The sequence below is a fragment of the Deinococcus piscis genome (assembly GCF_014653275.1).
GTDB lineage: Bacteria > Deinococcota > Deinococci > Deinococcales > Deinococcaceae > Deinococcus > Deinococcus piscis.
Window position 1 is genome coordinate 26,073 of the sequence record NZ_BNAL01000005.1, and the last position, 26,012, is coordinate 52,084.

The 26,012-nt window shown below is 63.9% G+C and carries 26 protein-coding genes and 1 riboswitch; of the genes, 16 read left to right on the plus strand and 10 right to left on the minus strand.

What is annotated here, in order from left to right:
* Window positions 1-66: 66 nt before the first annotated feature.
* From IE158_RS03180 to IE158_RS03205, 6 genes are all read right to left on the minus strand, one after another.
* Entirely contained in the window at window positions 67-660 is a 594-nt protein-coding gene (locus IE158_RS03180; RefSeq protein WP_229838862.1) for a TetR/AcrR family transcriptional regulator, read from the minus strand.
* Between the two features lie 371 nt (window positions 661-1,031).
* Entirely contained in the window at window positions 1,032-1,673 is a 642-nt protein-coding gene (locus IE158_RS03185) for a hypothetical protein (RefSeq protein ID WP_189642232.1), read from the minus strand.
* 51 nt (window positions 1,674-1,724) lie between these two features.
* Entirely contained in the window at window positions 1,725-2,555 is an 831-nt protein-coding gene (locus IE158_RS03190) for a cytochrome c oxidase assembly protein (RefSeq protein WP_189642233.1), read from the minus strand.
* The gene (locus IE158_RS03195) at window positions 2,555-3,052 is read right to left on the minus strand and encodes a DUF2243 domain-containing protein (RefSeq protein WP_189642234.1); all 498 of its coding nucleotides are present in this window, start codon (window positions 3,050-3,052) and stop codon (window positions 2,555-2,557) included. Before IE158_RS03195 ends, IE158_RS03190 begins: the two co-directional genes overlap by 1 nt.
* Before the next feature lie 171 nt (window positions 3,053-3,223).
* Window positions 3,224-3,901, minus strand: a complete 678-nt coding sequence (locus IE158_RS03200; RefSeq protein ID WP_189642235.1) for a thiamine diphosphokinase — start codon at window positions 3,899-3,901, stop codon at window positions 3,224-3,226.
* A complete protein-coding gene (locus IE158_RS03205) occupies window positions 3,898-4,911 on the minus strand; it encodes an ABC transporter ATP-binding protein (RefSeq protein WP_229838863.1) in 1,014 nt (337 codons plus the stop codon). Before IE158_RS03205 ends, IE158_RS03200 begins: the two co-directional genes overlap by 4 nt.
* A gap of 19 nt (window positions 4,912-4,930) precedes the next feature.
* Here IE158_RS03205 and IE158_RS03210 point away from each other — a divergent pair, with 19 nt between their 5' ends.
* Entirely contained in the window at window positions 4,931-5,491 is a 561-nt protein-coding gene (locus IE158_RS03210) for a cysteine hydrolase family protein (RefSeq protein ID WP_189642237.1), read from the plus strand.
* Window positions 5,492-5,497: 6 nt separating this feature from the next.
* Here IE158_RS03210 and IE158_RS03215 read toward each other — a convergent pair whose 3' ends face one another.
* Window positions 5,498-7,045 (minus strand): ABC transporter permease, encoded by a 1,548-nt coding sequence (locus IE158_RS03215; RefSeq protein ID WP_189642238.1) that lies wholly within the window; start codon window positions 7,043-7,045, stop codon window positions 5,498-5,500.
* Complete coding sequence (locus IE158_RS03220; RefSeq protein WP_229838864.1) at window positions 7,042-8,223, minus strand: thiamine ABC transporter substrate-binding protein; 1,182 nt, start codon at window positions 8,221-8,223, stop codon at window positions 7,042-7,044. Before IE158_RS03220 ends, IE158_RS03215 begins: the two co-directional genes overlap by 4 nt.
* A 51-nt stretch (window positions 8,224-8,274) precedes the next feature.
* A riboswitch (TPP riboswitch) is annotated at window positions 8,275-8,384 on the minus strand.
* 76 nt (window positions 8,385-8,460) lie between these two features.
* On the opposite strand from IE158_RS03220, the gene IE158_RS03225 reads away from it, so the two are divergent.
* The 15 genes from IE158_RS03225 (at window position 8,461) to IE158_RS03295 (ending at window position 23,465) form a co-directional block, all read left to right on the plus strand.
* Window positions 8,461-8,700: an NUDIX hydrolase gene (locus tag IE158_RS03225; RefSeq protein ID WP_373295821.1), complete on the plus strand. Its 240-nt coding sequence runs from the start codon at window positions 8,461-8,463 to the stop codon at window positions 8,698-8,700.
* A 111-nt stretch (window positions 8,701-8,811) separates the two neighbouring features.
* Window positions 8,812-8,976, plus strand: a complete 165-nt coding sequence (locus tag IE158_RS03230) for a hypothetical protein (protein WP_189642239.1) — start codon at window positions 8,812-8,814, stop codon at window positions 8,974-8,976.
* Window positions 8,977-9,202: 226 nt separating this feature from the next.
* Window positions 9,203-10,012, plus strand: a complete 810-nt coding sequence (locus tag IE158_RS03235) for a PRC and DUF2382 domain-containing protein (protein ID WP_229838866.1) — start codon at window positions 9,203-9,205, stop codon at window positions 10,010-10,012.
* A 104-nt stretch (window positions 10,013-10,116) separates the two neighbouring features.
* Window positions 10,117-10,629 (plus strand): YsnF/AvaK domain-containing protein, encoded by a 513-nt coding sequence (locus IE158_RS03240; RefSeq protein WP_189642240.1) that lies wholly within the window; start codon window positions 10,117-10,119, stop codon window positions 10,627-10,629.
* An 84-nt stretch (window positions 10,630-10,713) separates the two neighbouring features.
* Window positions 10,714-11,430, plus strand: a complete 717-nt coding sequence (mnmC2, locus tag IE158_RS03245) for a tRNA (5-methylaminomethyl-2-thiouridine)(34)-methyltransferase MnmC2 (RefSeq protein WP_229838867.1) — start codon at window positions 10,714-10,716, stop codon at window positions 11,428-11,430.
* Window positions 11,430-12,404, plus strand: coding sequence for an NAD(P)/FAD-dependent oxidoreductase (locus IE158_RS03250; protein WP_189642241.1), 975 nt, complete (start codon window positions 11,430-11,432; stop codon window positions 12,402-12,404). Before mnmC2 ends, IE158_RS03250 begins: the two co-directional genes overlap by 1 nt.
* A gap of 171 nt (window positions 12,405-12,575) precedes the next feature.
* Window positions 12,576-13,490 carry a phospho-N-acetylmuramoyl-pentapeptide-transferase gene (locus IE158_RS03255; RefSeq protein ID WP_189642242.1) on the plus strand — a complete coding sequence of 305 codons (915 nt, stop codon included), beginning with the start codon at window positions 12,576-12,578 and terminating at the stop codon, window positions 13,488-13,490.
* Between the two features lie 106 nt (window positions 13,491-13,596).
* Window positions 13,597-14,574, plus strand: a complete 978-nt coding sequence (locus IE158_RS03260; RefSeq protein ID WP_189642243.1) for a class I SAM-dependent methyltransferase — start codon at window positions 13,597-13,599, stop codon at window positions 14,572-14,574.
* 188 nt (window positions 14,575-14,762) lie between these two features.
* A complete protein-coding gene (locus IE158_RS03265; protein ID WP_189642244.1) occupies window positions 14,763-15,905 on the plus strand; it encodes an acyl-CoA dehydrogenase family protein in 1,143 nt (380 codons plus the stop codon).
* Window positions 15,906-16,117: 212 nt separating this feature from the next.
* Window positions 16,118-16,606 (plus strand): GreA/GreB family elongation factor, encoded by a 489-nt coding sequence (locus tag IE158_RS03270; RefSeq protein WP_189642245.1) that lies wholly within the window; start codon window positions 16,118-16,120, stop codon window positions 16,604-16,606.
* A gap of 172 nt (window positions 16,607-16,778) precedes the next feature.
* Window positions 16,779-18,377, plus strand: coding sequence for a lysine--tRNA ligase (lysS, locus tag IE158_RS03275; RefSeq protein WP_189642246.1), 1,599 nt, complete (start codon window positions 16,779-16,781; stop codon window positions 18,375-18,377).
* Between the two features lie 125 nt (window positions 18,378-18,502).
* Window positions 18,503-18,799, plus strand: coding sequence for a hypothetical protein (locus tag IE158_RS03280; RefSeq protein WP_229838868.1), 297 nt, complete (start codon window positions 18,503-18,505; stop codon window positions 18,797-18,799).
* Entirely contained in the window at window positions 18,796-19,302 is a 507-nt protein-coding gene (locus IE158_RS03285) for a CPBP family intramembrane glutamic endopeptidase (RefSeq protein WP_189642248.1), read from the plus strand. The genes IE158_RS03280 and IE158_RS03285 overlap by 4 nt, the downstream gene beginning before the upstream one ends.
* Before the next feature lie 169 nt (window positions 19,303-19,471).
* Entirely contained in the window at window positions 19,472-22,711 is a 3,240-nt protein-coding gene (gene icmF / locus IE158_RS03290; protein ID WP_189642249.1) for a fused isobutyryl-CoA mutase/GTPase IcmF, read from the plus strand.
* Window positions 22,712-22,802: 91 nt separating this feature from the next.
* Window positions 22,803-23,465: a hypothetical protein gene (locus IE158_RS03295; RefSeq protein ID WP_189642250.1), complete on the plus strand. Its 663-nt coding sequence runs from the start codon at window positions 22,803-22,805 to the stop codon at window positions 23,463-23,465.
* A gap of 161 nt (window positions 23,466-23,626) precedes the next feature.
* Here IE158_RS03295 and IE158_RS03300 read toward each other — a convergent pair whose 3' ends face one another.
* On the minus strand, window positions 23,627-24,157 hold the full coding sequence (locus IE158_RS03300) for a hypothetical protein (protein WP_229838869.1): 531 nt from the start codon (window positions 24,155-24,157) through the stop codon (window positions 23,627-23,629).
* A gap of 109 nt (window positions 24,158-24,266) precedes the next feature.
* Window positions 24,267-25,847: a glycerol-3-phosphate dehydrogenase/oxidase gene (locus tag IE158_RS03305; RefSeq protein ID WP_373295818.1), complete on the minus strand. Its 1,581-nt coding sequence runs from the start codon at window positions 25,845-25,847 to the stop codon at window positions 24,267-24,269.
* Between the last annotated feature and the right edge of the window lie 165 nt (window positions 25,848-26,012).

The following is a 26,012-nucleotide window of genomic DNA, read 5'->3' on the forward strand; positions in this document are numbered from 1 at the left end:
TACCAATATCTCCTCTCTTTGCTATTTTATATTATGAGTATCATACGAAATAAAAGGTGATATGTACTACTTTATCTTTGGTGTAAACGCCTCCAGCGCGGCTTCGCGGATTTCCTCGCAAAGTGCTGGGTCATTAACTGCCCTCGCCAGGATGAGTGACCCGACCATCGCGCTGACGGTGGACAGAGCTTTTTGCCGCGCCTCCGCTTGAGTCCGCTCAGGCATCTGGTGGGCCACAACTTCAATCATCTCCCTGATCCTGGCCGTCGCGGCTTGCCGGACTTCTGGAGCCTGACGGGGCATTTCTGACCCCAGAGCGGCGATAGGACAACCGTGTTCGATGTCTTTCAGATGCTCGCCAGATAAGTAGCTCTGAATCATGGCGGCGGCGGCCTGCTGGGGCGGTACGGAAGCGGCTACGCGACTAGACCAGGCCACCGTTTCTGTCCCCGCACGGTCGGCGGCGGCGGCCAGCAGGGCTTCCCTGGACGGGAAATGGGCGTAGAAGGTGCCGTGGGTGAGTCCGGCTTCCTTCATGATTTCGGACACGCTGGGGCCGCCGTACCCACTGCGCCGAATGGCGCGGGCGGCCGCTTCGACAATCCGTTCGCGGGCCGCCTGCTTTTCTGCCGCCCGCTGGGTTCCTTTGTACTCTCGCATGACAGACATCATACGAAATTGTCGGGTCAGCGTGCCGTGATTACGGAGTGCCTGTGCCGCTGGAAATCGAAAAATGTTGTGCGGTACGGCCACTCTCGTCTAGTGTTCGATTTCGCGCGAATCGGGTGGTGACCGCTTGGAGTAGTCCCGACACCTGTCACGAAATATCGAAATGAACCCTTTTGTTAAGCCTAAAGTTGTCAGGTTGGGTCATATCCACAATCACCGTTGCTGCTGAAATAGGTGATGTCGGTCAGATCAACTTCTTCTCCTTCAGGACCGAAGAGGAAAGGATTGATTTCCACTTCCATTTCTCTTCGGCCTTTGGAGAGAACGACGGGTTCTGTGGAGGTGGAGTGCTTGGTGAACTTCTACAGCCCCAGCACGCCCAGCGGAGCCGTCACCTGTAGTTCACGGCTAAACTTCTCCACCATCGCCCGCTCTTCTGGCGTCGCCACCGTGACTTTGCTGCTCAGGTCCGGCAGCGAGCCACTGCCCTGTGAGCGTGCCAGTTCACCCAGCACGCCGGCCAGGTCCACCTGCGGCAGGCCCAGCGCCAGGTTCACCTTTTGCCGGACAAAGGCGTAGCGCTCGCGGCTGAGGTTCTCGGCCACCAGGCCCCGTTCCAGCGCGGCGCGGGCGTCGGCCACCGAAGTGCCCAGGGCGCGCACGGCCTGCACGGCGGTCCAGGCGTTCACCGGCTCACCGGCCTGAATGTCCGCGTAAATCTGCTGAAGCTGCGGGAACGTGCCGCCCATGCTCGCCCTGACTTCACGGCGAATCCGCACAAACTTTTCCAGCTCGGCGCGGGTGAGCGGAGCCTGAAGGTCCTCGGCGCTGCCAGCGCGGGGCTGCGGCGCACTCGGGCTGCCGTTCAGGGTGGTGTCCAGCTGGCCGGTCAGATTCCCGATGGCGGGCTGCACAAATCCGAACCAGCCCACGCCCAGCGCGATGAGGGTGACGGCAATAGAACCGAAGCAGCCCAGGGCGCTGCACCCCAGTTGACGGATCATAAGAGAGTCTCCTGCATGGCCCCAGCATAGGGGGGAGGAGTGAGCTGAAAGCTAGAGCGCCGCCGCTGCCTGCCTCTGCGCTTTGATCCGCTCACGGTCGCGGGCCTTCAGCCAGCTCCAGAACAGCATGCAGGCCAGCAGCGCTTCGGCCAGGTCGCCCCAGTAATACATTCGCCGCGCCGCCGCTTCAATCACTTCGGGCGCTTGCCCAGTCCCGCGTGGGTACAGCCCCGCGAACATCAGCTTGCCCAGCACGGCATGCAGCGCAGCTCCTGCCAGCAGCGTGCCCAGCCGCCAGGCAAAAGGTGCCCGCAGCGGCGATGGGTCTACCCCGGCGACCACAGAGCTGTACAGAAACCCGGCAGCGATGATGTGGAAGTGCGCCAGCAGGTGCAGCCACCCGCTCTCCAGCATGGCGGCGTACAGCGGGGTGAGGTACAGCAGGTACATCCCGCCCACATTCAGCGTAAGGGCTACCAGCGGATGCATCAGCCAGCGCAGTGGCGCAGCGTGCAGCAGTCCGGTCAGTCGGCGGGCTGCTGACACCGGCAGGCTCCGCAGCAGCAGGGTGAGCGGCTGTCCTAGCACCAGGGCCAGCGGCGCGAACATGCCCAGCAGCATGTGCTGCGTCATGTGGACGCGCAGGTCGGCGTGCCCGGCAGCCATCAGGGCGGGGCTGAGGCCATAAGCCACGAGGAGAATGCCCAGCGCGAACATCAGGCTGCGGCCCAGCGGCCACTCGCGTCCCAGCTGCCGCTGCCGCCAGAGCAGGGCCGCGTAGACCACGCCGCCAATAAAGACCAGCAGGTAAAGCGGGGCCAGGCTGGGGTCGGGCAGGCCAGGGCCAGACCCTACGCCGTGACTGGTGTGCCCAGCCCCCATCACTGCGGTTGGTGCGCCGCCGGGTCAGCCAGGCCGCGCCGCCACAGCGTCACGCCGGTCAGCAGCAGGGCCAGGGCCACCACGTTCCAGGTCAGGTCATAGGGCAGAATCTCCACGCCGTAGCGAATCTGGTGGATTGCCAGCACCTTGTGGTTGATGGTGCCGTCCCAAAGTTGAAAAGCTCCCATGCCGGTCACGACACCAGCCGCCAGCATCCGGCCCGAAAAGGCGCGGGCTTGCAGCATGTCTGCCGTCATAAAGGCCCCTGCGATCAGGGCAATCATCTGCGCAGCGTGAAAAACGCCGTCGCTGAACAGGCCCACCTTGGGGGTCGATTTGTCATAGAAGTGGTGCCAGGCGAGCAGCTGGTGCAGTCCAATCTCGTCGATGGCGGCCACCAGGCCGATGCCCAGCAGGACACCAATCCAGGCGTTGCGGCTGAGTTGCGCTGGGGTCAGGGTCGGGCTGGGCTGAGCTGAAGCAGCGGAAACGGTCATACAACCTCCAGGGGCGGAAAGGCAGCAAAAGGGGCAGCGTGGCAAACATGCTCGGGGGGCACCTTTACTCTGACAGGCTGACGCCCGCCAAACCCTGAAGTATTCGACATAGGTGAGGGAGCTGACTGGCAGGCGGGCACCGGGCCGCGGACTGAGAAACGCCGCAGAAGGTCAGCCTCTGCGCCGAGTGGCGGCGTCTGGGGAGTGCCACACGAGCAGCGCCCGGCCCTGATCCAAGCGGGCTTGTACTTCGCCGCTTGCCGCCTCGTTGCCCGCTGCCTCATTACTCAGCGTCCAGCCGCTGCCAAGGGGAATGTCGGCGCAGTCCAGCGGCCAGCGCACGCCGAGCAGGGTCAGCCCGCGCAGTTCACTGACCGCCACCACGCTGAGGACAGTGTGTGGAACCAGCTTCAGGCTCAGGTCTTGGCCCGCAATGAGTGGGCGGGCGTGTTCGTTGCCGCTGGTCAGCCAGATGTCCATCCCTTCTTCGGCCAGTCGCAGCGCTCCCAGCAACAGCGCCGCCGTGTGATCAAAGCGCCCCCCAAACGCCCCCACAAAGACCAGCCGGGTGCAGCCTGCTGCCAGCGCCAGGGCTGCCGCCAGCTCGCCGTCGGTCTGATCCTTGGCCGCCGGATGAACCTCACGCGGCGCGTCCAGCTCAGTACCACTGGAAGAGTCGAAGTCACCCACCCAGCGGTCTACTTGGAGGCCCAGGGCCAGGGCGTGCCGGGCTCCTCCATCGGCGGCCACCACCAGGTCGGGTGTGGGCAGCCAGCTCAGGTCAGCGGGCAGGGTCAGGCGGCCTGCCACCAGGATGAAGGCGGTCTTGGGGTCAGGGCTGCCCGTCATCGGCCTGCCCGTGATTGGGCTTCTACCGGTCCCCGGTCATCCGGCACTTGCAGCACACCCGCTTCATCCACCTGCACCGAGAGCTGCCCACCTTTTATCAGGCCATGTTCACGCGGGCTGAGGTGCAGCCGCAGTGGTCCCAGCGGATGATCTACCGTCACCTCGCTGCCGCTGTCAGTCAGGACCTGTGCGGTGATGTGGTAGGAGTCGCCTGCACCCAGGCGCACCGCCTGTTCGGGCACCACCCGTGCGGTTCCATTCGGTCCTTTGAAGATGTTGGCATGTCCCAGAAAAGCCGCCACCCAGGCCGTTGCAGGCCGGGCAAACAGGTCTGGCCCGGGGCCCACCTGCACAAGCTGTCCGGCCCGCATCACCCCCACACGCCCAGCCACCGCCAGGGCTTCGCGCTGGTCGTGGGTGACCAGCAGCGCGGCTGAGCGGGTCTGGGCCAGCAGCGATTTCAACTCGCCGCGCAATTCGTGGCGCAGTTTTTCGTCTAGGTTGCTCAGCGGCTCGTCCAGCAGCAGTAGCCCGCTGCCGGTGGCCAGGGCACGGGCCAGGGCCACTCGCTGCTGTTGCCCGCCGCTCAGCTGATCGGGGCGGCGATGTTCCAGCCCCGACAGGTCCACTAGGGCCAGCGCTTCACGGGCGCGGCGCTCGGCCTCGGCGCGGGGGGCGCGGCGCATCCGGGGACCGTAGGCCACGTTGCCCAGCACACTGAGGTGCGGAAACAGCGCATAGTCCTGAAACACCATGCCTATATCCCGCGCTTCGGGGGGCAGGCCCGTCATTTCCCGGCCCTCCATCATGATCTGACCGCTGTCTGGGCGTTCCAGGCCCGCCACGCAGCGCAGCACGGTGCTTTTGCCGCAGCCGCTCGGTCCCAGCAGCGCCAGAGTCTCGCCAGCGGCCACGTCCAGGCTGAAATCCTGTACGGCCACCGTCCGCCCATAGTGCTTGCTGAGTCGCTGAATGCTGAGGGCGGTTGGAGCAGTTGTGGGACTGGACATCTCCCGTCTATTGTGACCCATGACTCTTCAGCCTGACCAGCACACGGCCCTGCTCCTCGTGGATATTCAGGAGGGTTTCCGCTCTGTGCAGTGGGGCCAGCGCAACAACCCCCAGGCCGAAGCTCAGGCGGCGCGGCTGCTGGCCCGCTGGCGCGAGCGGGGCTGGCCGGTCATTCATATTCAGCACCTGTCGAATGAGCCCGATTCGCCGCTGAAAAAGGGCAGTGCGGGCGCAGCGTTTCAGGCGGCGGTGCAGCCTCTGCCGGGGGAGACAGTCCTGACCAAATCGGTCAATAGTGCCTTTATCGGCACGGGCCTGGAAGAACTCCTGCATGACCAGGGCCTGACGGGGCTGGTTATTGCGGGCCTGACCACAGACCACTGTGTCAGCACGACCACCCGCATGGCGGGCAACCTGGGCTTCCAGACCTGGCTGGTGGGCGACGCTACGGCGACGTTTGGCAAGGTGGATGCTCAGGGCCGAGCTTTTGACGCCGAAACCTTGCACCAGGCCCACCTCGCCAGCCTGCACGGTGAGTTTGCCCGGGTGGTGCAGACTGAGGAGCTGCTGCGGGACTAACCGGATTTACGTCACTTCGCCCTCGCCGCCGTCCAGCAGCCAGAAGCTCAGCAGGGCCAGGGCCAGCAGGATGGTCGCCAGGGCGCAGGCTTCGCCCAGGTTGCGTTCGCCGGGGCGGCCCAGGCGCTCGTACAGTCCCACACTGAGGGTGGCCCATTCCGGGCGGGTCAGGACCAGCGTGGCCCCGAACTCGCCCAGCACCGTTGCCAGTGACAGGGCCATGCCGCCGCGCAGGGCAGGCAGGGTCAGCGGCAGTGTGACCGTGCGCCAGCTCTGTACCCCACTGGCCCCCAGGGTGCGGGCGGCTTCTAGCGTGTGCGGTGGCAGTGCCCGCAGCGCTGGCAGCAGCGAGCGTGTGACCAGTGGGTAGGCCAGCAGCACATAGGCCGCCACCAGCATGGGCAGGGTCGCGGCCTGGCGCGGATAGGCCAGCAGGTAGCCCACCGCCAATGACACTGGCGAGACCATCAGCGGCAGCATGGACAGCAGGTCCAGCAGCCGTGAGCGGGCCAGATAAGCGCCCAGCGCGTGCAGCCCACCCAGCAGCGTGGCCCCGGCCAGCGCCCATAGCCCAAAGCGCAGGGTGTTGCCCAGCTCGCGCCCGGTCTGCGGGTCACTGACAACCGCTTGCCAGTAGCTCAGGGTCGGCCCCGCTGCGCCCAGCACACTGCGGGCCACCACGGCCAGCAGCGGCGCGAAACACAGTGTCAGGACCAGCGCCATCAGGCCCAGGCCCAGCCAGAGCGGTGCCCCAGCCGCACGTGGCAGCGTGTAGGCCGGGGTGCCCTGCCCGCGTCCGGTCAGGTTCACATACACCCAGGTCGCGGCCAGTGTCAGCGCCAACTGGCCCACAATCAGGGCGCTGGCCTCGCCCAGCCGCAGCTGGTAGGCAGTCAGGGTATAGATTTCCACTTCTAGTGTGGCGTACCGCGCCCCACCCAGGATCAGCGGTAGCCCGAAGCTGAGCGCCGAGTAGAGGAAGGTCAAAATGGTTCCGGCTGCAATGCCTGGCAGCGCCAGCGGCAGGCCCACGCTCAGCGCCGAGCGCCAGCCGGAGGCCCCCAGCGTGCGGGCCGCTCCCAGCAGCGAAGGTGAGACCCGCGAAAAGCCGCCGTGGCTGAGCCGAATCATTACCGGCAGATTGAAAAAGAGGTTGCCCAGCAGAATCAGCAGTGGCCCATCACTGACTTGAAAGGGGAGTGCCCCATTCAGCCAGCCTTGCGGTCCCAGCAGGGCATTGAGGCCCAGCACCGCCACCAGGACTGGCGTCACGAAGGGCAGTAGCAACAGCCGCAGCAGAAGTTGACCCCCAGGCAGCCGGTAACGTGACAGCAGATAGGCGAGCGGCACGCCCAGCGCAGCAGCCAGCGCAGCGGTCAGCCCAGCCTGGGTCAACGTCCAGGCCAGCCGCCCCTGAAAGTAGGGCTGCGTCCACACGTCCAGCTGAATGCCGCCGGCCAGCAGGGTACGCCCCAGCGGCAGGGCCAGCAGCAGCGCCAGAAAGGCGAGTGAAGGCAGGGCGACCAGCCAGCCGGCGGGAGCAGTTCGCCTCACTTCCGCTGAACGTTCTCCACCCAGGCATCTATCAGTGCCTGCGGGTTCTCCGTCAGCTCAGCCCCAACGGGTGCCAGCTCGGTGGTTTCGGCCAGGGCAAAGACCGGGTCTAGCGGCGTCTCTGCAGCGGCGGGGTACACCCACATGTTGGTGGGAATATCCCGCTGCACCTCGGGGCTCAGCATCCAGTCCAAAAAGGCCCGCGCGGCAGCTTCGTTGCCAGTGCTTTTCAGGATGCCCACGCCCTCAAGTTGCAAGTAAGACGTTCCCGGAATAAAGAGGTTGCCCGTCGGCGCTTCGCTGGGCAGTTTGGCGGGGTCGTAGCCCTCGGCGTAGAACACCTCGGCGGCGGGGCTGGAGCCGTAGCTCAGCACCAGCGGATACTGTCCGCCTGAGCGCGTAAATTCGGTGTTGTAAGCGTCACTCCAGCCGCCCACGATTTTCATGCCGTTTTGCTCGGCTTCGTTCCACCAGGCCCAGGCCCCCTGCTCGCCCAGCTCGTTTACGGTGGCCAGCAGGAAAGCCAGCCCCGGCGAGGACGTGGCCGGTGAGGGCACCACCAGGCGGCTGGCATAGTCTTTGCCCTTCAGTTCGTCCAGGGTTTGGGGCAGTGGCAGGCCGGTCTTGGCCCAGGCTGCGCGGTCATAGTTCAGGGCGACCACGCCGTAGTCCACGGTGTTGAGCAGGCCACTTTCATCCAGGCGGTAGTCTGCCGGTACGCCGCTCAGGGCGGGGCTGCGGTAGGGCAGCAGCAGGTCTTCGGCGCGGGCACGGGGCAGCATGGAATTGTCCAGGCCATAGACCACGTCGGCCAGCGGAGCTTGCTTGGTCAGAATCAGGCGGCTCAGCATCTGCCCAGCGTCCCCAGCTTTGATCAGTTCGACGTTGACCCCGGTGGTCTTCTCGAATCCTTCCAGCAGTCCCTCACTCAGCGCAAAGGAATCGTGCGTGATGACTTTCAGGGTGCCGCCGATTTTGTCGGTGTTGCTGGCGGGTGTGGCTGAGCTGGCGCTAGCCGTCCCCGCCGCACTGCTTACTTGTGCGGCTGAGGCCTGCCCGCTCTGTGCCTGCTGATTCTGTGGCTGAGTCTCCGTCTGCGGTTTGGGCGCAGTGCAGGCGCTCAGGCTCAGGAGTGCGGTCAGGGTCAAAGCGGGCTTCAGGGCAGAGTTTAGATTCATGTGGCATGCTCCTCCGGTCTGTAGCGCAGGAGCAGTGCGGGTAGGGCCTGGGCCGGTGGCCGCATCGCTTCCTCCGCTGGCACGACCCAGTTCAGGTTCAAAGGGTGTCTCTCAGCCTGCCGGCCTCTGTGCGGACCAGGCAGGCACCCCTGCGACGTTCCGCATGAGCATAGCAAACCGGTTCCTGAGCTACGGCACTTGACCAAGTCCGGTCCTGAGAGTTGGACACGCGCTACGGTGCGCCATGACTTCGCCTCTGCTGCTTGTTTGCACCACTGTGCAGGACGCTCAGGGCTGGTGCTGCCGGCTCGGTGCTGCGGTGCCCGCGTGGCCGATGGACTGTGGAATCTCCCAGGTGGACCCATGCAGCCAGGTGAAGACCCGCGCGACGTGGCTGCCCGCGAAGTGCTGGAGGAAGTCGGCCTGAAGCTGGAGCCGACGGAGCTTCGAGGTTTGGGCACCTGCTTCTTCAACTGAGTATCAGAGGAGGATGATTCGCGTGTTCGGGGAGCATCCTTCTTCTTTCATGCCCGGCTGTCTGCGCGGATAGGCTGCAAAGGAGTCCACCCCCTCGACAAGACCGACGCCGTGCAATGGGCTGATCCAGCGCGGCTGCGGCCCGGTTGTCTGCCCTGGCTCCCGGAAGCCTTACGCCTGCATCTCTTGCAAGATGTGCGGATGACCCAGCAACTGGAAGCCTCGGAGGCGGAGCACTGGACTGTGCTGGACGGAGCAAGTGGTCCGCTCCAGTGAGTGCCCGCGACCTGTGATTAGGTGTGTGTGCGCTATGCGGGATTTCAGTGTGCCTAAAGGCAAATTCATAAATACAGGTTCTGTAAACCCGCCCTTGAATAAATCTACAGTTTTCACTCAACAAGCTCCCAGGCAGGTGAGGCAGACTACTCAGCGTAACGGAGCGGGAATCACACTTGCCCGCGAGTTTTCCCGTCACGACTTCAAGTATCTGGAGGTACTTCTTATGACTATGATTAATGACCAGCTGGTGCGTTTGTCCGACCTGAGCCGCGATGAGCAAATGACTTTCTTCAACGACAGCGATGTCTTCAACCCCATCGGCGCTACCGCTTACGGCGCCGGCGGCGAGAAGATCGGCAGCGTGCGTGATGCGCTGGTCGTGGCCAACACCGGCGGTATCCGTTTCCTGATCGTGGACGCTGGCGGCTGGTTCAGCAGCAAGGAAGTGCTGGTGCCCGTGGGCCACGCCCGCATCGACGACAGTGGCGTGTACTTCGACAGCCTGACCAAAGACCAAGTGGGCAGCATGCAGGAGTACCGCTACGGCGAAACCTACACCGAAGACCAGTTCGTGCAGGACGAGCGCGTGCTGCGCGGCAACATGGACGAAGCCCAGTACCGTCAGCAGGCTTACGCCACCCCTGACCGTCTGCAACTGCTCGAAGAGCGCCTGACTGTCAACAAAGAGCGCTTCAAGGCTGGCACCGTCAGCATCGGCAAGCACGTGGAAACCCGTCAGGAGCAAGTTGAAGTTCCCCTACAGCGTGAAGAAGTGGTGATCACCCGTCACGAAGTGGCCGATGGCCGCGCCGTTGACGCCCGCCTGGGTGAAGGCCACCAGACCATGCAAGTGGACCTGGAAGCCGAGCGCGCCAACATTGGCAAGGAAACCTTCGTCACCGAAGAAATCGAAATCGGCAAGCGTGCCGTGACCGAAACCCAGACCGTGACCGAGACCGTGGGCCGCGAAGTGCTGGACGTGAACCGCGACGGCCAGATCGATGTTGACAGCGATCTGGACCGCCGTTCCTAAGCACCGTTCTTAAGCAATTTCAGCCGAGAAAGGGCGGGTCTAACCCGCCTTTTTTCGTCGCTTGATTCGGACTCGGTTCGAATTCGATTCAGGAAGGAGAAGACATGACCGACAATCTAAAACCCGGTGAACGGCATCTGGAGGCGGTAGGGGACCAGGGCACTCTGGATATAGAGCGTGACCTGCGCACTGAAGCGGCAGGGCTGCTGGCTGGTCAGAGTGACCGACTGGTGCTGTATGAGGAGCGTGCCCGCGTGGACGTGGTCCGTGAGTCGCGTGGCGTAGTCACCGTCCGCAAGGTGGTGACCGAGCGCGAGGAGATGGTGCCGGTGACCCTGCGTTCGGAATACCTGGAGATCGTGGTGAATGAGGGCGCTGGCCGCGTGCGCATGGGCGATCAGGAATTGCAACCGGGCCAAACCTATCAAGTTGAGCTGACCACGGAGCGGGCAAGCATCCAAAAGGAGCTGGTGCCTCTCAGTGAAGTGTCCTTTGAGAAGCGTGCTGTATCTGAAGCGGTGCAGCAGACCGTGACGCTGCGCCGTGAAGTGCTGGACATTGAAGACCCCCAGAATCTGGTGGCCAACCGCAGCGAACTGGAAGGCGGACTGCGCTAAGTTGGCGTTTGCCCTACAGGCTCCCAGGCCCTGCCTGCGGAGCCTTTTGTTGTAGGCGTCCCGTCTGCCGCCTATCATGGCCCCATGTCTTCTGAGCGGCCTATGGCCCACGAGCTGGGCACTGCCGACTTGCAGCCCACAGCCGACGGTTCACTGACGCTGCGCAGTCACCGCTTCGGGCAGACTTACGGCTCGGCGCATGGCGCTGAAACCCAGGCGCGGCACGTGTTTGTTGGAGGCACAGGCGTGGCAGTTCAGCGACGTGCACGCGTGCTGGAGATTGGATTTGGGGTGGGCCAGAACCTGCGGAGCACCCTGGTCGTGTGTGACAGGCGTCCCCTGGACTACCTGGCCTACGAGTACGACCCGGTGCCTGCCGAAGTGCTGGTGCAGCTTTCAGGCGGCGCGAGTGGCAATGGAGCCGGAGCCAATCACCCTGTCTGGCAGGAACTGATGCTGGCCTGGCCCCCGCCGGTGGGCGGAGAGCTGACCATCGGGGTGCAGGAACAGCGCTTGCGGGTCCGCTGCCTAGACGTGCTGAGCGCCGAGCTGCCACAAGGCTGGGCCACTACCGTCTATCTGGACGGATTTTCCCCGGAAGCCAACCCTGAACTGTGGTCGGATGAGTTTCTGCTGCGGGTTGCCGGGGCGTTGGCCCCAGGGGGTGTGCTGGCAACCTATTCGGCGGCTGGACGGGTACGCCGCGCCCTGGTGGCAGCTGGGCTTGACGTGGAAAAACGTCCCGGTCCGCCCGGAAAACGTGAATTCCTGCGGGCAGAGAAGCCTGTGGACAGGCCGTGATGGGCCACCTGCTGGTGGTAGGCGGCGGGATCGCTGGCGCTTCGGTGGCCTACTGGGCGGCGCAGGCGGGCTGGCAGGTCACGGTGGTAGACGCAGGACGGGCCACGGCGAGCCACGTTCCTTCGGCGCTCCTCAATCCGGTGCGTGGGCAATCCGGCAAGGTGCCGCCCCGCGCCTCCGAAGGCCTGGCCCTGACCTGGGCGCTGGTACAGGGCCTGACGGCGCAGGGGCACGACATTCCGCACGGTCAAACTGGGGTGCTGCGGCCAGTCCCTGACGCTGCTGTCCAGTCCCGCTTTCAGCGCCATCTGGGTGACCTGCCGCATGAGTGGTGGACGCCCGAGCAGGCCAGAGAACTGAGGCCCGGTTGGCATGCGGCGCTGTATCTGCCGCAGGGTGGCTGGCTAGATGGCGCTGCTCTGTGCCGGGGGCTGCTGGCTGCTTCTGGTGCCGCTCTGGTGGCTGCTGAAGTGCAGCAGGTCAGTCGCGAAGGTGCCCAGCTGGTGGGTGGCCGGGCGCTGTTCGCTGACCGGGTGGTGTGGTGCGGGGGCAGTTTGGGGGCTGGGCAGCGGACGCAGGGGCAGGGAGCGGCCAGCCAGAGTCACCGCGCAGGCACGCTGCTGACTCTGGCCGGGTCGCCGGGGCCGCGCCCGCTCAGCTTTGGGGCTTACCTGGCCCCGGCGGCGCAGGGTGGCGTGCTGGGGGCCACCTTCGAGCGCCCTGCGGCTGAATGGCAGCCCCCGCAGTTCCCGCTTTCGTCGCTGGACTGGCTGCTGGACAAGGGGCAGCGGCTGCGGCCCCTGGCCGGGCTGGACGTGACGGGCCGTTGGAGCGGCACCCGCCTGAGTGGACTGCGTGCCGGGCCGGTGGCCCCCAGCGAGTGGGAACTGAGCGGTCTGGGCAGTAAGGGCTACCTGCTGGGGCCACTGCTGGCCCGCGAACTGATGGGCCGCCTGTCTGCCGAACCCGTCTAGCGCGTCTAGTTTATGGAAAAGATGGGCTCTTGGTGCGGTGACGTGGGCCAGACAGAGGAGCCCTCAAGGCTTGGCCCTGGCCGAAGCGGGCATTCGTCCCAGTCCATTACAATAGAGAGCAATGTTGGATTCACTCTGTCCAGTTCCCGGCTGCACCCCGCAGGAGTACCTATGCTGATTGCCGCCCTGCTGTCTTGGTTCCTGACTGGGCTGTTTATTCAGCAGTCCAAAAAGCGCGGCTGGGGTCAGCCGATTCGTGCCGACGGTCCCCAGAGTCACCTAGCCAAGGAAGGGACGCCCACCGCTGGCGGCGTGGTCTTTACGCTGGTCACGCTGCTGGTGTGGCTGGTGCTGTTCCTGACCGGCCAGGGCGGTGACATGCGTGAAGCCCTGCTGGTGCTGGCTGCCCTGGGTATGGGCCTGATAGGCGGTCTGGACGATTGGTTCAAGATTCAGTCGCGCATGAAGGGCAGCGGAAAAAAAGAGCTGCTGGCCCGCGAGAAGTTCCCACTGCAAATCCTGATGGCCCTGATTTTTTCCTATCTGGCGGCTCCCTATGCCAGCCATGAGCTGGTGCCTTCGCTGGGGCTGATAGGAGACGTGCTGCTGTACACCTTCGTGATGGTCGGGGCAGTCAACGCCTTCAACTTTACCGATGGGCTGGACGGCCTGCTGGCCGGGGTCGCCATCATTGTGCTGCTGCCTTTTGTGGCCGTGTCGCCGGTCAGTGCGTTGCTGGTCGCTGCCTTGCTGGGGTTCCTGTGGTTCAACGTGCATCCTGCCAAAGTGTTTATGGGCGACATGGGCTCGCACGCCATCGGGGCGATTGCGGCGGGGGCGTACATCCTCTACGGCGATGTCTGGCTGCTGCCGATTGCGGCCATCATTCCGGTAGCTGCCGTGCTGAGCGTGGTGATTCAGGTGATTTCGTTCAAGACCCGTGGCACCCGCGTCTTCAAGATGTCGCCTATTCAGCATCATTTTGAGCTGAGCGGCTGGCCTGAGACCCAGGTAACGCAGCGGTTCTGGGTGATAACCGGGCTGGCGACGGCGCTGGTCTGGTATCTGCTGGGTGGGCGACCCTAAACCAGCGGCCAGGCCGTCAGCTGTAGACGGAAGCCGTAGCTCCCCGCCGGATGGCGGGGGTTTTTGTTGGGCCTGGCTGGAGAGGGGGCCAGGTAAGATTGAGCCCATGACTTCGCCGCACACCGACTGGGCTGCCAGGCTCCACCGCGCCGCTGCTGTGCGGGCCGGGGTGGCCGCCCAGGACACGACCTTTTACCGCTTGCTGCATACCACCGAGACCGGCGGGCTGTGTAGCCTGGACCGAATCGGCGCGGTAGGCGTACTCAGCCTGTACCGCGAGCTGAGCGCGGCGCAGGAAGCGGCGCTGCTAGAGGCGGTGCGCCCTCCGCTGGACGCTTTGAGGCTAGAGACGCTCTATCTCAAGCGCCGACCTGAAGTGGCCAGTCACCGGGCCAATACCGAGCGCGACTGGCTGGCCCCGCAGGAGCCAGTATGGGGCCAGCCAGTGCCGCAGCTGACCGCCACCGAGCGCGGCGTGCCGTTTCTGTTTCGGCCTGGGGGGGACCTCAGTGTGGGCCTGTTTGCGGATGCCCGGCCCATGCGTGAGTGGGTGCAGGCACATGCGGCGGGCCTGCGGGTGCTGAACACCTTCGCCTATACCTGCGGCTTTGGCCTGAGCGCGGCTCTGGGAGGGGCACTCAGTGTCAAGAACGTGGACCTGTCGCGCCGGGTGCTGGCCTGGGGACAGGAGAACTACGCCCTGAGCGGCCTGGATGCCCCGGACGGGGACTTTCTCTACGGCGACGTGTTCGATTGGCTGCGGCGGCTGCACCGACGCGGTGACCGCTTTGACCTGCTGATTCTGGACCCGCCCAGCTTTGCAAGGCGCGGGCGGCAGACCTGGCGCGCCGAAAAAGATTACGCGGCACTGGCACAGGCAGCCGCAGCTTTGCTGGCCCCAGGCGGGCAACTGCTGGCGATGACCAATCATGCGGGCCTGAGCGAGCGGGCCTTCGGGCGGCAGGTCGCGCAGGGGGTGGAAGGGGCTGGACGCCGCACCGCTGGCCCAGTGAAGCCGCTGGGTCCAGGCGCCGATTTTCCGGGGGCCACACACCTCAAAGCGGGGGTTTGGCGCTTGGCCTAAATGCTGGGGCAGCGGTGTGGGCCGGGCCGCCCGACTTTGGCCGCTGTGCTACCTTGTGGGCACCAGAAATTCGGGTATTTTAGACCCAGTCCAAAATCTATCCGCCCTTGACCGGCGGATTCGTTGTTGTTCCGGCCTGCCGGGGTGCTGGCCCGGCCTGGCTTCCCGCCCTTCCAGCAGAGGTGTCCATGATTGATTTTTCGCTGACCGATGAACAAAAGCAGCTGCAACAGCTGGCGCGTGACTTTGCCCGCAAAGAAATCATGCCTGTGGCCGAAGAATATGACCGCCGTGAGGAGCTGCCCTGGCAAGTGGTCGAAAAAGCCCATGAGGTCGGTCTGCTGAATGTCACTGTGCCTGAGCATGCCGGTGGCCTGGGTCTGGGCATGGTGGACGAGTGCCTGATTGGTGAGGAGCTGGCGTATGGCTGCATGGGCATCTTTACCATCCTGATGGCGTCCGAGCTGGGCATCACGCCGATTCTGGTGGGCGGCACCGAGGAGCAGCAAAAGCGCTTCCTGGGCCCGCTGGTCGAGAAGCCCGCCCTGGCTGCTTTTGCGCTGTCGGAACCCAACAACGGCTCCGATGCGGCTGGGATGCACACCACCGCCGTGCTGGACGGTGACGAGTGGGTGATCAACGGCACCAAGATGTGGATTTCCAACGGGGGCGAAGCCGAAATCACGGTGGTCTTTGCCACCACCGAGCGTGGCGGCGGACACAAGGCAACGGTGGCGTTGGTGGTGCCCAAGGACGCGCCGGGCTTTTCGTACAACAAGATCAAGCACAAGATGGGCCAGCGCGCCTCGCTCACCTCTGAGCTGGTGTTCGAAAACGTGCGTGTGCCCAAAGAGAACCAGCTGGGCGGCCTGGGCGACGGCTTCAAGATTGCTATGAAGACGCTCGACAAGACCCGCATTCCCGTGGCTGCTGGTTCAGTGGGGGTCGCCCGCCGCGCTTTGGATGAGTCGGTCAAATACTCCAAGGAGCGCGAGGCGTTCGGCAAGCCCATTTCCAGCTTTCAGGCCCTGCAATTCAAGATGGCCGACATGGCGGTAGGCATTGAAACGGGCCGCCTGATGTATCTCAAGGCTGCTTGGCTGGTGGACCAGGGCCTGCCGCACGGCTACGAGTCGGCCATCGCCAAAGCGTACTGCTCGGATATGGCTTTTGACGCTGCCAATGAGGCCATTCAGATTCACGGCGGCTACGGCTACGTGGGCGAATACCCAGTAGAAAAGCTGCTGCGCGACGTTAAGCTGAACCAGATTTACGAGGGCACCAACGAAATCCAGCGCGTGGTGATCAGCCGCCACCTGCTGAGAGACTGAGACTGGCCCGGACACCGCCCGCAGCCCAGATTGTGAAAGGACGGGGCCTGTGACAAAATGCAGCCCATCTTGTCCATCTCTGCCCCCGTTCGTGCGTGTCCGGGCTCCAGCCTGCACCCTTAGACCAGAGACTGCGCTGGGCAGGTGCCAGAACTGAGCTGACTCCACTGGCGGAGAAGGACTTTGCCCCACGGCAAAAAAGGAGAAACCGCGTGACCAACACCAAGCAGATCAAGCTGACCAAAGAAGGCTACGAGCGACTGGAAAAAGCGCTTGCCCAGGAACAGGAGCGGCTGACCGAGGCCACCCGCATCGTGCAGGAGCAGATGGAGAACTCCACCGACTCCGAAGACACCGGCCTGGAAGACGCCAAGCGTGAAAAGCGCCAGGTGGAAGCCCGCATTGAGGAGCTGGAAGACACCCTGGCCCGCGCCACGGTGATTGAAGGTGCCAGCGAAGATGGAGCCGTCAACCTGGGAGCCACCGTCATCCTGAGCAACGAAACCGCCAAAAAGGAAATGACTGTCAAAGTGGTCAGTGCGGCGGAAGCCAGCGTGCGCGGAGGCGACAAGACCCCCCGCATCAGCGATGACAGCCCAGTGGGCCGCGAACTGATGGGCCGGCGCGAAGGCGAGGCTTTCGTGGTGAATCTGGAAGGCGGCAAGCAGGTCAAGTACAAAGTGAAGGCCGTCAGCTACTAACTTTTTTTGCAAGTAGGGTGCGGCGCAGTGATAGGCTAGCCCCTGGTGGCTGCCGCTCAGAGGAAAGGGCAGAAGGTGTGGAACCAGTTTCCCCGCCTTCTGCCCTTTCCTCTGTCCTGAATCCTTTTTGCTTGGCCCTTTTCTGGCGGCCATATCCTTTAGACTTCTAGCCATGTCAGATGAAGGCCAGCAGCCCGCTCCACAAACCAGCACCCCCGAATCCAGCGCCCCCGACTACAGCCAGCTCCACGAGCAGACGGTCAGCCGCCTGAATAACCTCGCCGCCCAGGTGGAAGCGGGGTTTGAATCACATCCCTACAGCTACGACCAGAGCCACCACAGCCGCGACGTGCTGGCCGCGCACCCCGCCCAGAACGCAGAAGGCAAGTGGGAGCCGGGCCAGGAGTGGCGGGAGGAAAGCTACTCGCTGGCCGGGCGGATCACCCTGCTGCGTCACATGGGCAAGGCCGCTTTTGCTGAGCTGCAAGACGAGTGGGGTAGCCTGCAAGTCTTTTTCTCCAAGAGTGATCTGGAAAGCTTTGCCGCCACCAAAAAGATTGACTTAGGGGACATCATCGGTGTCAGGGGCTATCCCTTCGTGACCAAGACCGGGCAGCTGACCCTGCACGTGACCGAGTGGCAACCGCTGGTCAAGAGCCTGCACCCGCTCCCCACCAAAAAGGGCGGCTTGCAGGACGAAGAATTGCGTGCCCGCCGCCGCTACCTCGACCTGATCGTGAATCCGGAGCGCCGCAGCGCCTTCCGTACCCGCAGTCAGGCGATTCGCTACATTCGCAATTTTCTGGACAGTCAGGGCTTTATGGAAGTGGAAGGCCCGACCTTGCAGGTGGTGCCCGGCGGCACTGAGGCCACGCCTTTTACCACCCATCACAAGGCGCTGGGCCATGAGTTCAGCCTGCGTATCAGCCTGGAGCTGTACCTCAAGCGGCTGCTGGTGGGCGGTTTCGAGCGGGTCTACGAGATTGGCCGCAACTACCGCAACGAGGGCATTGACCGCACCCACAACCCCGAATTCACCATGCTGGAAGCCTACTTCGCGTATGGCGACTACGAGGACATGATGGCGCTGGTGGAGCAGATGCTCAACGGGCTAGTCAAGGAAGTGACCGGCGGCAGCGAGAAAATCACCTATCAGGGCCGCGACTTGGACTTCAGCCTGCCCTTCAAGCGCCTGGATTTTGTGACGGCGCTGCGGGAAAAAGCGGGTCTGGATTTTGACCCGTTGGACCTGGAGCAGCTGCGGGCCTGGGCCGACGAGCGGCACCCCGAACTGCGGAAAGTCCCCTCCTACAAGCTGCTGGACAAGCTGAGCGGCGAGTACATCGAGCCGGAGTTGCAGGACCCGACCTTCCTGGTCAACATGCCGCTGGTGATCAGCCCGCTGGTTAAGAAGCACCGGGAGCGCCCTGGCCTGAGCGAGCGGGCCGACCTGTTTGTGGGCGGCTTTGAGCTGGCCCCCATCTACTCCGAGCTGAACGACGCCCTGGACCAGCGCGCCCGCTTTGAGGCGCAGACGGCCCGCCGCGAGGCCGGCGATGACGAAGCCCACCAGCAGGACGAGGACTTCCTGCTGGCGCTGGAATACGGCATGCCGCCCACCGCGGGCATGGGCATGGGCATGGACCGCCTGGCCATGCTGCTGACCGACTCCGACTCTATTCGCGACGTGCTGCTTTTCCCACTGCTGCGCCCGGAAGCGGGCAAGCCGGCAGCGCAGGTGGAACCGGAGCAGGCTGAAGGGGAGAATTAAAAGCCTGCCTCTGCCGATTTTCCCGGTCCCCCTCTCGAGCCTGCTGAGGCTTCTGAGGGGGCTTTTGCTGCTGTGCATTCGGCCTAGACTGACCCTATGCCAAGGGGGGGATTCCGGTGAAGCGAGTGGTCGCTGGCCTTCCGCCAGAGCGCCGTCCATTCCAGTTTTTTGGGTGGGTGGCGCTGCTGTCAGTGCCGTTTTATCTGCTGGGCTGGCTGGCCCCTGAGCTGAAGCGTTGGATGCCAGTTCAGTTCCCGATCAGTGCGCTGATGGTCGTGGCTCCGCTCTTTGCTGCGGGCCTGCTGACCTGGCGCAGCGAAGGGCAGACTGGTGTGCGCCGCCTTCTGTCACGCACGTTCGATGCAAAGCGCGTACAGCACAAAGGCTGGCTTCTGGTGGCATTCGGATCATGCCGTTGGTGACGTTGGTTGCCTTCATGCTTCAGCGTAAGCTGGGCCAGACCTTACCACCTGCAGAACCCATCTGGCCGGCAGTGATTTTCTATATCGCCGTGTATGTGCTGGCTGCCGCCGCAGAAGAAGTGGGCTGGACCGGCTACGCCCTGGAGCCGTTGCGGCAGCGTTATGGTCTCCTTGGGGCCGGGTTGCTGCTGGGCGCAGTGTGGTGGTTGTGGCATGCCCTTCCCTTCCTGATGATGGGGCATGGTCCAGCCTTGATGTTCTGGACTGCGGTTGGCACGGTGGCTCACCGGGTCTTGATGACCCTGCTGTACGACCGGACCAATGGCGGTGTGCCCAGTGCTGTCATCTATCACACGATGATCAACGTGACCTACTCGCTGTATCCAGTGCAGGGATCGCATTACGACTACCGCATCGTTGGGGTGCTCCTTGTGCTGCTCTGCTCGCTGGGGGCACTGCTTCCCCGGCAAAACCATGTGCCGGTCAGGGGCGTACCCAGCTGAAACTGGGGCCGCGATTTGCCGACATAGGGGCAGAAAATCCAGGAGCTACTTCGGCTTCCTGCCGGCTGGGGTATCCTCTGAGACAACCCACAACTCAGTTTTCCCGGAAGCTGGCCGCCGCAGCGCTGTATTTGCGCGGTTCTCTCCCTTCCGGCCACAAGGAGATGACATGACCACACTTGACCGCCAGCCCGACCCTGCTTCCACCAGTCCCCGGCCCGCACATGGCCGCCTGCGCTTTGTAACGGCGGCCAGCCTGTTCGATGGACACGACGCCAGCATCAACATCATGCGGCGGATTTTGCAGGCCCAGGGCGCGGAAGTGATTCACCTGGCCCACAACCGCAGCGTGGATGAAGTCGTGAACACGGCCATTCAGGAGGACGCCCACGGCATTGCCGTCAGCAGCTATCAGGGCGGACATGTGGAGTATTTCCGGTACATGCGTCAGCTGCTGGAGGAGCGCGGTGCGGAGCACATTCAGGTATTTGGCGGGGGCGGCGGCGTGATTGTGCCCGCAGAAATCCGTGAGTTGCAGGAGGCAGGCGTGATCATCTACTCGCCGGAAGACGGCCAGCGCCTGGGCCTGGTGGGCATGATTGAGGATGTGATGCGCCGCGCCGCCGCTGCACAGCGCCCGCCGACCCCACCGCTGGAGGCTCTGGAGCAGGGCGGTGTCCGTGAACTGGCCCGCTTTATCTCCGCGCTGGAAGACGGCACCCTGCCCGCCGAGGAGCGCGGGCATCTGCTGACCCAGGCGGCCAGCATCCACACGCCCGTGCTGGGCATCACCGGCACCGGGGGCGCGGGCAAGTCCAGCCTGACCGACGAGCTGATTTCGCGCATTCGGCTGGACCAGCATGACAGCAAGCGGGTGGCGGTCATCTCTATTGACCCGTCGCGCCGCCGCTCGGGTGGGGCGCTGCTGGGTGACCGCATCCGCATGAACGCCATTGACACGCCGCAGGTCTATATGCGCTCACTGGCGACCCGTGAAGCGGGCAGCGAGATCAGCGCCGCGCTGCCGGACGTGATTGCGGCCTGCAAAGTGGCTGGCTTTGACCTGATTATCGTGGAGACGTCGGGCATCGGGCAGGGCGACGCGGCCATCACGCCGCATGTGGACCTCAGCCTGTATGTGATGACGCCGGAATTCGGCGCGGCCAGCCAGCTGGAAAAGATTGACATGCTCGACTTTGCCGACCTGGTCGCCATCAACAAGTTTGACCGCCGGGGCGCGCAGGACGCCGTGCGGGACGTGGGCAAGCAGTTGCAGCGCAACCGCGAAGCCTGGGACCGAATGCCCGCTGACATGCCGGTGTACGGCACGCAGGCCAGCCTGTTCAACGATGATGGTGTGACCGCGCTTTATTTCGGCGTCAAGGAGGCGCTGGCGGAGCGCGGCCACAGCTGGCCCGAAGGCAAGCTGACCCGCCCGGACGGCAAGGCCAGCACCCGCACCCACGAGATTGTCCCGGCCAGCCGCGCCCGCTACCTGGCCGAGATCGCCGAGACGGTGCGCGGCTACCACGCCGATACCGAGGCCCAGGCGACCCTGGCCCGCGAGGTACAGGACCTCCGCCACGCCCAGGAGCTGAGCGGCGCGGACCTCGGCTCTCAGATTGCCGAGCGCGAGGGGCGGCTGAGTGCAGAGAGCCGTGAGTTGCTGGGCGGCTGGCCCCAGACCCAGGACAACTACGCGGGCGACGAGATGGTGACCCAGGTGCGCGGGCGCGAGATTCGCACCGAGCTGACCACCGTCAGCCTGAGCGGGCTGCACATTCCCAAAGTGGCCTTGCCGCGCCTGTCGGACCACGGCGACCTGCTGCGCTTCCTGCGCTCGGAAAACCTGCCGGGCCGCTTCCCCTTTACGGCGGGCGTGTTTCCGTTCAAGCGCGAGGGCGAAGACCCCACCCGGATGTTCGCGGGCGAGGGCGACGCGGCCCGCACCAACCGCCGCTTCCGGCTGATTTCCGAAGGCATGCCGGCCAAGCGGCTGAGCACCGCCTTCGATTCGGTCACGCTGTACGGCCAGGACCCCGACCTCCGCCCCGACATCTACGGCAAGGTGGGCACCAGCGGCGTGAGCATCGCCACCCTAGACGACATGCGGGTGCTGTTTGACGGCTTTGATCTGAGCGATCCCAGCACTTCGGTCAGCATGACCATCAACGGCCCCGCCCCCACCATCCTGGCGATGTATCTGAATGTGGCAATTGAAAAGGACGCCACCAAGTTTGCCGAGCGCGAGGGCCGTGAGCCTACCGAGCAGGAGCGCGCCGAACTGCGGGCCGAGACGCTGCGGCAGGTGCGCGGCACCGTACAGGCCGACATTCTCAAGGAAGACCAGGGCCAGAACACCTGTATTTTTAGCACCGAATTCAGTCTCAAGGTGATGGGTGACATCCAGGAATACTTCGTTCACAACGAGGTCCGCAACTTCTACTCGGTCAGCATCAGCGGGTATCACATCGCGGAGGCCGGGGCCAACCCGATTACGCAGCTGGCTTTTACGCTCGCCAACGGCTTTACCTACGTGGAAAGCTACCTGGCGCGTGGCATGGCGATTGATGATTTTGCGCCCAACCTCAGTTTCTTCTTTTCCAACGGCATGGACCCGGAATACTCGGTGATGGGCCGCGTGGCGCGCCGCATCTGGGCCGTGGCGATGCGCGAGAAGTACGGGGCCGCCGAGCGCAGCCAGAAGCTGAAATACCACATTCAGACCTCGGGCCGCTCGCTGCACGCGCAGGAGATGGACTTTAACGATATCCGCACCACCTTGCAGGCGCTGATTGCCATCTACGACAACACCAACTCGCTGCACACCAACGCCTACGACGAAGCGATTACGACCCCCAGTCCCGAGAGCGTGCGCCGGGCACTGGCGATTCAGTTGATCATCAACCGCGAGTGGGGCGCCGCCAAGAACCAGAACCCCAACCAGGGCAGCTTCTTCTTTGAGCAGCTTACTGACATGGTCGAAGAAGCGGTGCTGGCCGAATTCGAGCGCCTCTCCGAGCGCGGCGGCGTGCTGGGGGCGATGGAAACCGGCTACCAGCGCGGGCGCATTCAGGAAGAATCCATGCTGTACGAGCACCGCAAGCATGACGGCACCCTGCCCATCATCGGGGTGAACACGTTCCTGAACCCCAACCCCGCCGAGGCCCCCGAGCTGGAGCTGGCACGCGGCACCGAAGAGGAGAAGCAGGCTGCACTGGCCCGCCTGCAAGCTTTCCAGGCCCAGCACTCTGCTGAGGCTCCCGCCATGCTGGAGCGACTCCAACAGGCCGTGCTGGAAGGCGAGAACGTGTTCGCCGTGCTGATGGACGCGGTGCGGGTGTGCTCGCTGGGCCAAATTACGAACGCGCTGTTTGAGGTGGGCGGCCAGTACCGCCGCAACATGTGACGCGGCTGGGAGAGGACTGGGTGCCGTGCGGTGGAGCGCGGCCAGGTCTTGCCCATCTGGTGGGGCAAAAATGCTTTAGGCTGGGAGGTGGATGTTGAGAACGACTGCTCTGTTCCTTGCCGCTTTGCTGACTCTGGCCGCCTGTGCGCCGCAGCCGGAGCCTCAGGCGACCTCGCAGCCTCAGGTGGAAGCCGCGCCGATACCGGCGGCACCTGGAGCTGAGCCTTCTCAGGAGGCCCAGGCCACTGGGCCAGCTGAAGCGGTGGCCGCTGCACCCCTGGCCGAGCCGGAAGTGGCCCCACCTCCCGCCCCCAAGACCGAGCGGGTAGAAGGGAACCTCACCTGCACGGCGCGGCTGGCCCACCAGTCGGTCAGTGGCAACGTGGTGGTGCCCACCGGGGCCAACTGCCAACTGTTCGAGAGCGCGGTGGACGGCAGCGTGGTGCTAGAGCGCGGCTCGGCGATCACCCTCTCGGCCACGCAGGTCGGCGGCAGCGTACAGGGCGAAGAAGTCTACGACCTGGTGATCGAGGGTGGCCGGGTCAAGGGGAGCGTGTCACTTAAGGCTGGCCAGACCGCCCGCGTGACTGACGCGGCGGTGGATGGCAACCTGGAATTCAGTGCTCAGCAGGGCAATGTGGACGTATCGGGCAACCGGGTGGGCGGCAACCTCCGCTGCGAAGGCAACGCGGGCGTGAGCGGCCAGAACAACGAAGTGAAGGGCAATCGCACCGGCCAGTGCGCCGGGCTGTAAAGACTGCCTCTACTGTGAAGCGTCCCCAGCCGGTGATGGCGGGGGCGCTTTTGATGTCTTGCTGGCTGCTTGTGCTGAATGTTTACTCATGAGTGCAGGCGTCTATTCAGTAGCCAGTTGAGTTGAACACATGGCTTTATGCTGATAAATCCGGGGAATTATCAGTTGACGGAAAATTCTATCCTATTGAAAATGGTCGGCGGTTTTGATTCGGCAAAATCTTGAGTCGATGTTTCCAGAGGCCTGGGTTCTATTGAATGAACCAGTGAATTGACCTGCTCCGCGCTAAGGTAATACTTTCCTCTGAGGCCGGAGACAATTACAAGCACCGTTCCTTTGTAGGTCTCTCCAGGCTTGAGCGGCTGGGCGGCTTTAAATTCGGTTGTGCAGCCGTAGTGTGCGGCATTGGGTGACGTCACGTCTTTGCCGGTAGTCGAATCAGAAAACGTTGAGATATAAGGACAGTCAAATACATCTGCTCTCTGTATCACCTCATCGCCTACGTTTGTATAACTTAGATAAATGGGATAGGTGTTTCTAAGATAAACTCCCTGAGGATATTTCAACGCTATCGCCATATCTTTTATAGTGGCGGTCTGGGTTGTCATGTTGCCCCATACGCCGAAGGCCCACCCAATGAAGGCACAGGTAACAATAAATAGGAGAAATCTCACTGATTGGATGTCATTCACCTCCCTGCTCAGCCAACGCTGTCCATCGTATGGATGCCGCAGTATATGCAAGTAGGGTGAGGAGGCGTGATGGTATATCCACGCCTCCTCGCCCCTTATTAGATGACCTCTAGGCCTGTGCGGGGAGCAGGTAACCTGCAGTCACCTCGCGGTACTCCTGCACCTGCTGGCGCTGCCAGGCTTCGTCGCGTCCCAGCTCCTCGGCCAGCACTGCGGCCACGCGGGGGGCCGCCTCCATGCTGGCGCGGGCATCCAGCAGTTGCGCACGCAGGCGGCGGGCCAGCACGTCTTCTACAGTGCGGGCACTTTCGGTGCGGGCGGCCCAGCGCACTTCGGCCTCGGTGTAGGGGAGAGCCGGGTGCAGCTGTCGGTCAGCGCCGGGAAGCGCCTGGATGCGCCACGCGTCGGTGCCGTACACCTTCCAGTGATCCGGCTGCTCCTCGTCGCTCCAGCCGTGCAGGTGCAGGGCCTGGGTGGTGCTGACGCGGCCCGGCAGGCCCGCCACCTTTTCAGCCTTGTTCACGGTGTCTTCGCCCATGCGGCGGTAGGTGGTCCACTTGCCGCCGGTTAGCGTGACCAGACCACCGTCGGAGATCACCACCGTGTGGTCGCGGCTGATGGCTTTGGTGTCGCTGGCGTCGGCGGGCCTCACCAGCGGGCGCAGGCCCACATACACGCTCTTTACATCGTCACGGGTAGGCGCTGGGCTCATGTACCGGCCAGCTGTCCGAAGAATAAAGTCGATTTCTTCGGGCAGCGGGCGCGGCTCAAAGGACGTGTCGGGCACGGCGGTATCAGTGGTGCCGATCACCACATGGTCATGCCACGGCACCGCAAACAGCACCCGCCCATCGTCGGTGCGGGGAATCATGATGGCGCTGTTGCCCGGCAGGAACTTCTTATCCACCACCACATGCACGCCCTGGCTCGGCGAAAGCATGGCTTTGATCGCAGGGTCTTCCATCCGGCGGACATCGTCCACCCACACGCCGGTGGCGTTCACCACGACTTTGGCGCGGGCTTCGTACTCCTGGCCGGTTTCGTCGTCACGGAAACGCACACCACTGACCCGGCTTCCGTCCTTGAGCAGACCAGTCACAGGAGCGTGGTTCAGCGCCGTGCCGCCGAAATCTTCCAACGTGCGCAGCAGCGTGATCGCCAGCCGGGCGTCGTCGAACTGGCCGTCAAAGTACAGGATGCCGCCGGTCAGGCCCTCTTCCTGCAAGGTGGGAATGCGGTGTAGCGCGGCCTTCTGATCGAGGTAGCGCGAGCTGCCCAGATTCAGTTTGCCGGCCAGCAGGTCGTACATTTTCAGGCCGATGCCGTAAAAGGGCGCAGACCACCAGGTGTAGCCGGGCACCACGAATTCCAGGTCACGGACCAGGTGCGGGGCATTTTTGCGCAGCAGCCCGCGCTCGTGCAGGGCCTCGCGCACCAGGCTCACGTTGCCCTGAGCGAGGTAACGCACGCCGCCGTGTACCAGCTTGGTGGAGCGGCTGGAGGTGCCCTTGGCGTAGTCGTGGCCTTCAAGCAGCAGCACCGAGTGGCCACGGGTGGCGGCTTCGACCGCTGTGCCCAGGCCCGAAGCGCCGCCGCCCACCACGATGAAGTCCCACTCGCGGGGCTGGGTCGCCGCCTGGAGTTGAAGGGTGCGGGGGTCGGAAAGTCGCTGGCTCATATCAGGGGTCATATCGGAACGTCCTTTCGAGAAAGAGAGATATGGAGAGGTTTGAACATATGTTCGCACATGATGAACATCTTTTCAAAGGCATTCCGCTTCACTTTGCCGTGTGCCTCACCTCATGGGGGCTGGGTCAGTGTGAAAAAGTCCCGGTGTGCGAAAGTCTCTGCGCAG

Bases quoted from the DNA above. Each gene is read 5' to 3' on its own strand.
- IE158_RS03210 (WP_189642237.1), top strand. From the start codon at position 4,931: ATGACTCTTCAGCCTGACCAGCACACGGCCCTGCTCCTCGTGGATATT.
- IE158_RS03295 (WP_189642250.1), top strand. From the start codon at position 22,803: ATGTTGAGAACGACTGCTCTGTTCCTTGCCGCTTTGCTGACTCTGGCC.
- IE158_RS03250 (WP_189642241.1), top strand. From the start codon at position 11,430: ATGGGCCACCTGCTGGTGGTAGGCGGCGGGATCGCTGGCGCTTCGGTG.
- mnmC2 (WP_229838867.1), top strand. From the start codon at position 10,714: ATGTCTTCTGAGCGGCCTATGGCCCACGAGCTGGGCACTGCCGACTTG.
- IE158_RS03240 (WP_189642240.1), top strand. From the start codon at position 10,117: ATGACCGACAATCTAAAACCCGGTGAACGGCATCTGGAGGCGGTAGGG.
- IE158_RS03205 (WP_229838863.1), bottom strand. From the start codon at position 4,911: ATGTCCAGTCCCACAACTGCTCCAACCGCCCTCAGCATTCAGCGACTC.
- IE158_RS03180 (WP_229838862.1), bottom strand. From the start codon at position 660: ATGCGAGAGTACAAAGGAACCCAGCGGGCGGCAGAAAAGCAGGCGGCC.
- IE158_RS03220 (WP_229838864.1), bottom strand. From the start codon at position 8,223: ATGAATCTAAACTCTGCCCTGAAGCCCGCTTTGACCCTGACCGCACTC.
- icmF (WP_189642249.1), top strand. From the start codon at position 19,472: ATGACCACACTTGACCGCCAGCCCGACCCTGCTTCCACCAGTCCCCGG.
- IE158_RS03255 (WP_189642242.1), top strand. From the start codon at position 12,576: ATGCTGATTGCCGCCCTGCTGTCTTGGTTCCTGACTGGGCTGTTTATT.
- IE158_RS03190 (WP_189642233.1), bottom strand. From the start codon at position 2,555: ATGGGGGCTGGGCACACCAGTCACGGCGTAGGGTCTGGCCCTGGCCTG.
- lysS (WP_189642246.1), top strand. From the start codon at position 16,779: ATGTCAGATGAAGGCCAGCAGCCCGCTCCACAAACCAGCACCCCCGAA.
- IE158_RS03195 (WP_189642234.1), bottom strand. From the start codon at position 3,052: ATGACCGTTTCCGCTGCTTCAGCTCAGCCCAGCCCGACCCTGACCCCA.
- IE158_RS03235 (WP_229838866.1), top strand. From the start codon at position 9,203: ATGACTATGATTAATGACCAGCTGGTGCGTTTGTCCGACCTGAGCCGC.
- IE158_RS03260 (WP_189642243.1), top strand. From the start codon at position 13,597: ATGACTTCGCCGCACACCGACTGGGCTGCCAGGCTCCACCGCGCCGCT.
- IE158_RS03200 (WP_189642235.1), bottom strand. From the start codon at position 3,901: ATGACGGGCAGCCCTGACCCCAAGACCGCCTTCATCCTGGTGGCAGGC.
- IE158_RS03305 (WP_373295818.1), bottom strand. From the start codon at position 25,847: ATGACCCCTGATATGAGCCAGCGACTTTCCGACCCCCGCACCCTTCAA.
- IE158_RS03265 (WP_189642244.1), top strand. From the start codon at position 14,763: ATGATTGATTTTTCGCTGACCGATGAACAAAAGCAGCTGCAACAGCTG.
- IE158_RS03185 (WP_189642232.1), bottom strand. From the start codon at position 1,673: ATGATCCGTCAACTGGGGTGCAGCGCCCTGGGCTGCTTCGGTTCTATT.